General features: G+C 71.7%; 7 protein-coding genes and 1 pseudogene. 5 read left to right on the top strand and 3 right to left on the bottom strand.

Translation table 11 applies throughout. From position 1 onward, the window contains the following. Positions 1 to 213: pseudogene (locus DEI98_RS18800) on the top strand (hypothetical protein); the annotation flags it as partial. Between the two features lie 412 nt (positions 214 to 625). On the opposite strand, the gene DEI98_RS17560 reads toward DEI98_RS18800, so the two are convergent. Then, positions 626 to 1,228 carry a DUF1992 domain-containing protein gene (locus DEI98_RS17560; RefSeq protein WP_111101476.1) on the bottom strand — a complete coding sequence of 201 codons (603 nt, stop codon included), beginning with the start codon at positions 1,226 to 1,228 and terminating at the stop codon, positions 626 to 628. Positions 1,229 to 1,274: 46 nt separating this feature from the next. Further along, positions 1,275 to 3,095 (bottom strand): glycoside hydrolase family 15 protein, encoded by a 1,821-nt coding sequence (locus DEI98_RS17555; protein ID WP_111101475.1) that lies wholly within the window; start codon positions 3,093 to 3,095, stop codon positions 1,275 to 1,277. Between the two features lie 460 nt (positions 3,096 to 3,555). On the opposite strand from DEI98_RS17555, the gene DEI98_RS17550 reads away from it, so the two are divergent. The 4 genes from DEI98_RS17550 to DEI98_RS17535 all read left to right on the top strand — a co-directional run bounded on the left by DEI98_RS17550 (position 3,556) and on the right by DEI98_RS17535 (position 7,785). Beyond that, the gene (locus DEI98_RS17550; RefSeq protein ID WP_111101474.1) at positions 3,556 to 4,722 is read left to right on the top strand and encodes an RtcB family protein; all 1,167 of its coding nucleotides are present in this window, start codon (positions 3,556 to 3,558) and stop codon (positions 4,720 to 4,722) included. 127 nt (positions 4,723 to 4,849) lie between these two features. Then, positions 4,850 to 5,683, top strand: coding sequence for a DUF1206 domain-containing protein (locus tag DEI98_RS17545; RefSeq protein WP_111101473.1), 834 nt, complete (start codon positions 4,850 to 4,852; stop codon positions 5,681 to 5,683). A 79-nt stretch (positions 5,684 to 5,762) separates the two neighbouring features. Then, a complete protein-coding gene (locus DEI98_RS17540) occupies positions 5,763 to 6,638 on the top strand; it encodes an SMP-30/gluconolactonase/LRE family protein (RefSeq protein WP_111094318.1) in 876 nt (291 codons plus the stop codon). A gap of 70 nt (positions 6,639 to 6,708) precedes the next feature. Then, the gene (locus tag DEI98_RS17535; RefSeq protein ID WP_111101472.1) at positions 6,709 to 7,785 is read left to right on the top strand and encodes an alpha/beta fold hydrolase; all 1,077 of its coding nucleotides are present in this window, start codon (positions 6,709 to 6,711) and stop codon (positions 7,783 to 7,785) included. Between the two features lie 79 nt (positions 7,786 to 7,864). On the opposite strand, the gene DEI98_RS17530 is transcribed toward DEI98_RS17535, so the two are convergent. Beyond that, the gene (locus DEI98_RS17530; protein WP_110864985.1) at positions 7,865 to 9,058 is read right to left on the bottom strand and encodes an NAD(P)/FAD-dependent oxidoreductase; all 1,194 of its coding nucleotides are present in this window, start codon (positions 9,056 to 9,058) and stop codon (positions 7,865 to 7,867) included. Positions 9,059 to 9,062 lie beyond the last annotated feature (4 nt).

The following is a 9,062-nucleotide window of genomic DNA, read 5'->3' as shown; positions in this document are numbered from 1 at the left end:
GGCAAGGTCGCCGCGGCCAACGCGTTCCTGTTCGAGCTGCACGGCGGCTCCCTCAAGCCCCTCCAGCTCGAGGGCGACAACGCCATCCTCACCGGCACCACCGTCCACATCAGCGAAGACGCCGCCGGCCTGCTGAACAAGACCTTCGGCACCGACGCCGTCAAGCGCGGCCTCCTCGTCGGCACCGCCACCATCACCGCACAGATCAAGTAACACCCCGCACCACCACCACAGTCGGCCCGGACCACGCAGCAGCGTGGTCCGGGCCGACTTGCGTTGCGGCTCGTGCGTCGAGCGGTACCGGGCGTACCTGGCTGAACCGGGCGTACCTGCTGGAACCGGGCGCACCCAGCGGAATCGGGGGTACCTGGTCGGTTCTTTCGACCAGGTACGCCCGTTCTTGCGAACCACCGCGCGCGCGATGGGAAAGAACGGGCGCACAGACGGACGGGAGGCCCAGTGCCAGCTGGCACCGGGCCTCCCGTCCGTCAGGTGCGGACGCCGGGCCGGCGGCCGCCGTCGTCACGGGCTGGGCGACACCTCACGGGCTCACGTCCGCGAGAACTGTCGCTCAGCGCGAAATCGCGCCCGGACCCCACCGCACCGCAACGCACCGCGGTACCGCTCAGCGGCGCCGCCACCACCGCCGCGGCTTCGCCTCGAGCCGCGCCTGCTCCGCAGCCTGCGCAGCGGAGGCCATGCGCACGTCGCGGCGCTCCCGCCAGGCGAGCACCTCGGCCTCGACGTCGCGCATCGGCGTCACCACCGGCGGCCCGCCGAGCAGCTGCCGCCGGGCCTCTTTCACCCGCGCGTTGAAGTCCACCAGGACGTCCCGCACGTCGGACTCCAGCGACAGCGCGTCGAGTGCGTCGTCGAGTTCGGCGTCCTCGGTCCGCAGCGCCAGGGCCGGCGGCGCGATGCCCCGGATGTCCTCACGCTCGATCTTCGACTTGATCCACCAGTCCGGGTCGTGCTGCCCGTCGAGGCCCGGCAGCGGCTTGCCGTGGTACGGGTTGCCCTCGAAGACCCCGCGGCGCTCGGCCTCCGCGATCTGGGCCCGGGCGTGCGCCGCGACGTCGGCGGCCTTGAGCAGCCGACGTTCCTCACGTTCCGAGCGCACCTCGTCGGGGTCGAGCGACCCCCGCTCGATCTCCTGGTCGACGAGCTGCTGGTAGCGGTAGCGCGCGGCCCTGCGGAGCCGGTCCATCCGTGCATCGACGTCGTTCATCGTCAGACCATGATGCCCCGCGCCCCCGACGGTTCGTCCAGCCCGGTCAGGACTTCTCTGAGACTTCTTCGATGGTCAGCGCGGCCTGGATGAGCGCCAGGTGCGACAGCCCCTGGGGGATGTTGCCCATGAAGTCCCCGTCGACGGCGCTGAGCATCTCGCTGAACAGGCCGACGTCGTTCGCCTGCGCGACCATGTCGTCCATCAGCTGCTTCGCGTCGTCGACCCGTCCGACGCAGGCCAGGGCCGCAGCGAGCCAGAACGAGCACGCCACGAACGGCGATTCCTCGTCCTGGATGCCGGAGTACCGGTACACGAGGGGGCCGTGCTGCAGCTGCTCCTCGATCGCACGGATCGTGGACTCCATGCGCGGTCCGCGGTCGAACGCCGACATCGCGTGCAGCAGGATCGAGCAGTCGAGCGCGTCGGTGCCCGGGTACATGACGTAGTGGCCGAGCTCCTCGTTCCACCCGTTCTCGGCGACCCAGTCCTCGATGAGCTCGCGGTTCTCGATCCACTTCTCGCGCGGGCCGTCGATCATCCCCGCGTCGTGCAGCTCGACCGCGGCGTCGAGCGCCTGCCAGCAGCCGATCTTGCTCGTCGTGTAGTGCTGCGCCTCCTGCAGCTCCCACATGCCCGAGTCGGGCTCCACCCAGCGGTGGCACGCGTCGTCGGCCAGGTCCTGCAGCACCGAGGCCGTCTTGCGGTCGAGCACGTTGCCGGCCCGGACGTACTGCCGCATGATCTCGAACACGTCGCCCCAGACCCCGAGCTGCAGCTGGTCACCCGCGCGGTTGCCGATCGTGACCGGCCCGATGCCGTTCCAGCCCGGGACGTCGCGCTCCTCGACGGTGTCGCTCTTCGACCCGTCGAGTCCGTAGAAGATCGGCATCGTCTCGTCGTGCTCGGCGATCGTGCGCATCACCCACGACACGGCGGCGTGCGTCTCCTCGCGCAGGCCGAAGCGGGTGAGCGCGTGCACCGTGTACGCCAGGTCGCGCACCCAGGCGAACCGGTAGTCCCAGTTCTTCCCGCCGGTGCGGTCCTCGGGCAGGCTCGTCGTCGGGGCCGCGGCGATGGCGCCGGTGGGGGCGAAGATCAGGAGCTTCAGGGCGAGGGCGCTGCGCTGGACGGCGTCCGACCAGGGGCCGTCGTAGCTGAACTCCTTCGACCAGGTCGCCCAGTTCTCGATCGTGCGGTCGACCCCTTCGAGCGTGCGCTCCGGCTCGGGCAGGAAGATCGGTTCGTCGTACGTGCCGACGATGGTCAGGATCGACTTCGAGCCCTCGGTCGTCGTGAACCGCCCCGAGAACCGGGGCCCGTCGTCGTGCACCGGTTCGAAGCCCTGCTCGACGATCGCGATGGTGACGCCGTCGATCCCGATGACGGTGCCGTTCGCGGTGTCGAGGCGTCGGGGCTCCGCGGTGTTCAGGATCGTGCCGGGCACGACCGCCCACTCCATCTCGACCGAACCGTCGACCCCCTGCACGCAGCGGCCGATCTCGGCCCACGGCAGCCGTCCGGCCACTCCGGTGACCATCGCGTCGGTCACGGTGGCGGTGCCGGACGGGGTCGTCCACGTCGTCACGAGCACGTTCGTCCCCGGCAGGTAGGCGCGGGACACCTGCGCCTGGTCGTCCACCGGCCGCAGGGCGACGTGTCCGCCGTGCTCGGCGTCGACGATGCTCGCGAACACCGGCGGCGAGTCCATCGACGGGATCGGCAGCCAGTCGATCCGGCCGTCGAGCGCGATGAGGGCGACCGTCCGCCCGTCGCCGATCGCGCCGTACGAACGGAGCGGGACGTACCCGTTGGTCCGTTCCTCGTTCTCGGTCGCGTCGGGGGTGTCTCGCGTGCGCTCGGTCATGCGTCCAGCCTGCCCCGGCCCCGGCGGCGATCATCAGGCGGACGTACCCCTCGTGGAGAACGCACGCCGGGCCTCCAGCGTGTGGAGAACCGACGCGGACCAGCCGACACGCCCACGCGGCTTGCGCATCCCGGGCGTGTCGCACTAGCGTCGTCCTCCTGCCGATCAGGCAGACCGCCCGCCCCGGGCACACCGGAAGGACCGCGCATGCGCGCCGTGCAGCACAACGAGGAACGCGTCGAGCTCCAGCTCGCCGTGGCCGCCGTGCTGCCCGAGCAGCAGTGGTCCCTCAGCTATCCCGCGTAGGCACGCGACGTCCCACGACGCCCCGTGCCCACCCGGCCCGGGGCGTTCGTCAGCACCGCCTCCTTCCGTCCGCCACGTCCGGCGACGACCAGGAGGCCCGGCGTGCGACCGTCTCGGACCGTCACCTCGACCGTCACGAAAGCGAGACGACTCCATGAAGAAGATCAACGACCGGCTGCTCAGCTGGGCCTCGATGCTCGAGGACAACACCGAGCAGCAGGCCCGCACGACCGCGCGCATGCCGTTCGTGTTCCCGCACCTGGCCCTCATGCCCGACGCACACCTCGGCCTCGGGGCCACCGTGGGGTCCGTGATCCCGACCCTCGGCGCGATCATGCCGGCGGCCGTCGGCGTGGACATCGGCTGCGGCATGATCGCGGTCCGCACGCAGTTCACCGCCACCGACCTGCCCGCCGACCTGCAGGGGCTGCGCGAGCAGATCGAGCGCGCGATCCCGCTGTCGGCCGGTGCGTCGAACCGGAAGATCGTGGCGACCGCCGCTCCCCGGATCGCCGAGCTCGAGGCGATGGCCGAGACCGCCGGGTTCGACCCCGACGGCGTGCACGGCGGGTGGCGGAACCAGCTCGGCACCCTCGGGTCCGGCAACCACTTCATCGAGGTCTCCCTCGACGAGCAGGACCGGGTCTGGCTCTTCCTGCACTCCGGGTCGCGGGGCGTCGGCAACAAGATCGCGCAGCGCCACATCAAGGTCGCCAAGAAGGCGATGGAGCGGTGGTGGATCCAGCTGGCGGACCCCGACCTGGCGTACCTGGTCGAGGGCACGCCGGAGTTCGACCGGTACATCGCCGAGCTCCGGTGGGCCCAGCACTTCGCGCTGCTCAACCGCGAGGAGATGATGGACCGCGTCGTCCGGCAGCTGTCCGAGGCCATCGGCACCCCCGTCGACGAGCGCGAGCGGATCAACTGCCACCACAACTTCACGCAGCGTGAGACGCACTGGGGCAAGTCCGTGTGGGTCTCGCGCAAGGGTGCGATCCAGGCGAAGGCCGGTCAGCCCGGCCTGATCCCCGGGTCGATGGGCACCGCGTCGTACGTGGTCGAGGGGCTCGGCAACAAGCCCTCGCTCGAGTCGTCGCCGCACGGGGCCGGTCGGCTGTTCTCGCGGAGCGCCGCCCGGCGGACCTTCACCCACGAGCAGCTGCGCGAGGCGATGACCGGCATCGAGTACCGCGACACCGACGCGTTCCTCGACGAGATCCCGGCGGCGTACAAGCCGATCGACCAGGTCATGGCGGACGCCGAGGACCTCGTGTCGATCCGGCACACCCTGCGGCAGGTCGTCAACGTGAAGGGCGACTGAGACGCGCCCACCGACGGACGGGAGGCCCGTGGCGGCACCGCCACAGGCCTCCCGTCCGCCACGTGGCGGACCGCACGGCCCGACGCGCCCCGGACAGGACGGCACGCGTCGGGCACGCTGGTGCGTGATGAGCGACACGGCGGAGCACGCAGCGAAGGAAACCGGACGACAGGTCCGGCGGGCGGCCGACAGCCGCTGGTTCGAGGTCACGGCACGCGCCGGGTTCGTCGGCAGCGGCATCGTCCACCTGCTGATCGGGTACCTGGCGATCCTGCTCGGCATCGGCAACGCGTCCTCCGGCGGCGAGACGGACCAGTCCGGTGCGCTGCAGCAGATCGCCGCGGTCCCCGGCGGGGTGTTCCTGCTCTGGCTGATCGCCGTCGGCACGGCCGCACTCACCGTGCGTCTGGTCGTCGAGGCGATCGTCGGTGGCCGTTCCGACACCACGCGGGGCTGGCTCGCCCGGCTGAAGGACGTCGCGAAGGCCGTGGTCTACGGCGTGATCGCCTACTCGGCGGCCTCGTACGCGCTCGGTGCCGGGTCGAGCTCGAGCAGCTCGTCGCAGAGTGCCGCGGCGAAGACCCTGGCGACACCGGGCGGGGTGTTCGTGCTGGTCCTGGCCGGGGCGATCGCGGTCGCGGTCGGCATCGGCCTCGTGGTGATCGGCTGCCGCCGGTCGTTCCGCAAGCAGATCACGCGACCGTCGGGCCAGCTCGACCGCGTGGTCACCGTGCTCGGCGTCGTCGGGTACCTCGGCAAGGGCGTCGCCGTGGTCATCGTGGGCGTGCTCATCGCCGTCGCGGGGCTGCAGAGCGACCCCGACCAGGCCACCGGCCTCGACGCCGCGTTCGACGCGGTGCGGAGCATGCCCGGTGGGGTGTTCGTCCTCGTCGCGATCGGCATCGGGTTCCTGGCCTTCGGCGTCTACAGCTTCTTCCGTGCGCGGTTCGCCCGCCTCTGACCCGCCGGCGCTGCCGCGCTACCCGCCGACGCACGCACGCCTGAACGGGCACGGACCACCCCCGCGGTAGACGGGGTCGATGAGCACCAACGTCACGACCGGCCCCGCGACCGTCTTCGCCGACGCCCGAGCGGTCCTCGCCGAGAGCATCGTCTGGGACCCGTCCGCACAGCTGCTCCGGTGGGCCGACATCACCCTCGGCACCCTCAACACCGCCGAGGCCGACGGCACCGTGCGCTCGAGCGTGCCGCTGCCGCCCCCGCTGGCGAGCTTCCAGCCCCGGGCCTCCGGCGGGTTCGTCGCGGCCCTCGGCGACACCGTCGTGGTGACGGACGAGCAGGGATCCGTGGAGCGTGAGATCACCCGCGTCACCCACAGCACCTCGGGCAACCGGTTCAACGAGGGCAAGTGCGACCCGTTCGGCCGGTTCCTGGTCGGCAGCATGAACGTGACGACCGGCGAGCCAGACGCAGCGCTCTACTCGATCGAGGCCGACGGCACGACCCGGGTGCTCCGCGGCGGCTTCGGCGTGACGAACGGCATGGAGTGGTCGGAGGACGGCAGCACGATGTACGTCACCGACACCAGCGCCTCGACCGTCTTCCGGGGGTCGTACGGCCCGGACGGCGAGCTCGGCGAACTCGAGCCGTTCATCGTCGGTCAGGCGCACGACGGCCTGGTCCGCGACGACGAGGGCTGCTTCTGGAGCGCGATCTACGGCGGGTCCCGCGTCGAGCGCTACGGGCCGGACGGCTCGCACCTGGAGACGGTGGAGCTCCCCGTCGCCAACCCGACGTCGGTGGCGTTCGGCGGCCCGGACATGTCGACGCTCTTCGTCGGGACGGCCCGCGAGAACCTCACCGAGCAGGACCTGGAGCAGGCGCCCCGGTCCGGGGCGGTCTTCGCGGTGCCGACGACGGTGCACGGGTTCCCCGCGAACACCTTCAGCGGCTGAGCACGTCGTCGCCGCCCGCGCGGACGGCGGCCGGGTATCCTGGGCGACCGCCCGACCGGAGGAGACCCACGTGGACGACGAACGCCAGGCACCCCGGCCGGACCCGGCCGGGGAACTCGCCCAGGCCGAGGACGCCGACGTCACGGTGCAGGTGGACCGGGTCGCGGTCGACGGCACCTACGTCCGGGTGAGCTCGATCGGTGAGCCGGGCGAGCGGGCCTTCCTGCTCGTCGCGGGGCTCGGCATCGCGTCGACCTACTACGAGCGGCTCGCCCCGCACCTCAACGAGAACGGTCCGGTGCACGCGCTCGACCTGCCGGGCTTCGCCGGAGTCCCGCGGTTCCGCGGCAAGGTCTCGATCGAGCGCTACGCCGACGCGGTCGAGCGGGTCATCGACGACCTCGGGCTCCAGGATCCGGTCCTGGTCGGGCACTCGATGGGCACACAGGTCGTCACCGAGGTCGCCGCCCGCCGTCCAGGGATCTCCGACCTCGTGCTCATCAGCCCGGTGGTCGACTCGTCGGCACGGACCGTGCGGCAGTCGGCGTTCCGGTTCCTCCGGTCGACGCTGCACGAGCCCGCCGCGGTCCGCTGGCACGGCATCACGGCGTACGCACTGTGCGGCTGGCACTGGTTCCGGAAGGTCCTGCCGCGGATGATCGCGTTCCCGATCGAGGAGCGCGCCGCCCACGTGCAGGCCCGCACCCTGATCGTCCGCGGTGAGCACGACGCGATGGTGCCGCGGGACTGGGTCCGTCGGCTGGCGCGGGTGTTCCCGTACGCGGTCCTCCGCGAGGTCGTCGACGGCGCACACTCGGTCATGCACGCACAGGCCGACGCGGTCGCGCGGCTCGCGGTGGCGCACGTCGACCGCCGGATCCCCGACCGGGGCGTGTCGTCGCTGCAGCAGGTGCGCGACGACTCGACGTCGTCGGACCTGGCGCGGGTCAGCCCGGGGGACGCCTGGTTGCTGGTCAAGTCGCGGTTCATCGAGTTGTTCGGGATGGCCCGCAACGACGACGAGACGCTCGAGGCAGCCAAGTCCGCGCACGCCGTCGCGATGGCGGACGGCGACGACCTGCCGGTCGACCCGGCGGATCGCCGTGCGGTCGTCGATGAAGTCGCGCCGGAGACGAAGGAGCGGTGACCGCCAGGAGGCCCGGTGCCGGTCCGACGGACCGGCACCGGGCCTCCAGGCAGTCGCGACCACAGCGACGGGCGAGCGATCAGGGCGTGATGCGGCCCGGCAGCATGTCGGGCGTCAGCGCGTTCGCCTCGGCGAGGACCTTGCGGGCCTCGTCGGTCTTGTCCCACACGTTCCAGAGCAGCACGCCCCGGACCGTGTCGTCGTCGTCCAGGTAGTAGACGACGCCGGTGACGGTGGGGTCCTGCCAGTCCTCGACCGTGCGGAGCTTGGAGCTGACCTGCCCCACGGCCTCGTACCCCATGTCGAAGACGTCGGAGTAGAACATCGGCGTGTGGTCGTAGGTCTCATCGGCGTCGGCCAGGTTGCGGCCTGCCTGCCGACCCTGCTGCTGGGCGTTGTCGACGTGCTCCACCCGGCGGGTGCCGAGGATCCGGTCCGGGTACTCGGCGACGTCACCGGCGGCGAACACGGAGTCGTCGTCGGTGAGCAGCGTCGAGGTCACCACGATGCCGTCGCGGACGGTCAGTCCGGCGTCGGCGGCGAGCTGCGTCGCGGGTTCGATGCCGAGCCCGGCGACGACCGCGTCGGCCTCGACCACGGAGCCGTCGTCGAGCGTCAGCCGCACGCCGTCGGCCGTCTCGGTGCCCTCGGACACCCGGCGGCCGGTGCGGAGCTCGACGCCGTGGTCGACGAAGCGCTGCTGGAACGCCCGTGCCAGGTCCTCCGGGAACATCCGTCCGCCGACGACCTCGTCCGGGTCGACCAGCGTGACGCGTGCGCCGTTCTGCACGATGCCCGCCGTGATCTCCTGACCGATGTACCCGCCGCCCACGACGGCGACGTGTGCTCCGGCGTCCGCGAGTTCACGCAGCCGGCGGTAGTCCGACGCGCTGCGGTAGTCGAGCACGCGTGCCGACGGGGACAGCCCCGGCAGCCCGCGTGGCTTCCCGCCGGTCGCGAGCAGGAGCCGCTCGTAGCCGTGGGTCGCGCCGTCGGCCGTCGTGACGGTCTTCGCGGCACGGTCGATCGCGGTGACCGCGGTTCCCAGGACGAACTGCGCCCCGGTCTCCTCGGTGTGCAGGTCGACCTTGTCGTCCCAGCTGAAGTCCGGGTCGGTCCAGAGCTTCTTCGAGAGCGCGGGCCGGGCGTAGGGCCGGTCGACGTCCTCGCTGAGGATGCCGATCGACCCGTCGGTGTCGAGCTCGCGGATGCCGCGGGCAGCGGCGTCGGCGACCATCCCGCCGCCGACGATGAGGTAGCGGAAGTCGGTCATGACG

Origin of the sequence: Curtobacterium sp. MCLR17_034 (genome assembly GCF_003234485.1) — a bacterium.
GTDB lineage: Bacteria > Actinomycetota > Actinomycetes > Actinomycetales > Microbacteriaceae > Curtobacterium > Curtobacterium flaccumfaciens.
Note: the sequence above shows the minus strand (reverse complement) of the source record. Positions and strands in the feature narration are given on the sequence as shown.

Bases quoted from the DNA above. Each gene is read 5' to 3' on its own strand.
- DEI98_RS17560 (WP_111101476.1), bottom strand. From the start codon at position 1,228: ATGAACGACGTCGATGCACGGATGGACCGGCTCCGCAGGGCCGCGCGC.
- DEI98_RS17555 (WP_111101475.1), bottom strand. From the start codon at position 3,095: ATGACCGAGCGCACGCGAGACACCCCCGACGCGACCGAGAACGAGGAA.
- DEI98_RS17550 (WP_111101474.1), top strand. From the start codon at position 3,556: ATGAAGAAGATCAACGACCGGCTGCTCAGCTGGGCCTCGATGCTCGAG.
- DEI98_RS17545 (WP_111101473.1), top strand. From the start codon at position 4,850: ATGAGCGACACGGCGGAGCACGCAGCGAAGGAAACCGGACGACAGGTC.
- DEI98_RS17540 (WP_111094318.1), top strand. From the start codon at position 5,763: ATGAGCACCAACGTCACGACCGGCCCCGCGACCGTCTTCGCCGACGCC.
- DEI98_RS17530 (WP_110864985.1), bottom strand. From the start codon at position 9,058: ATGACCGACTTCCGCTACCTCATCGTCGGCGGCGGGATGGTCGCCGAC.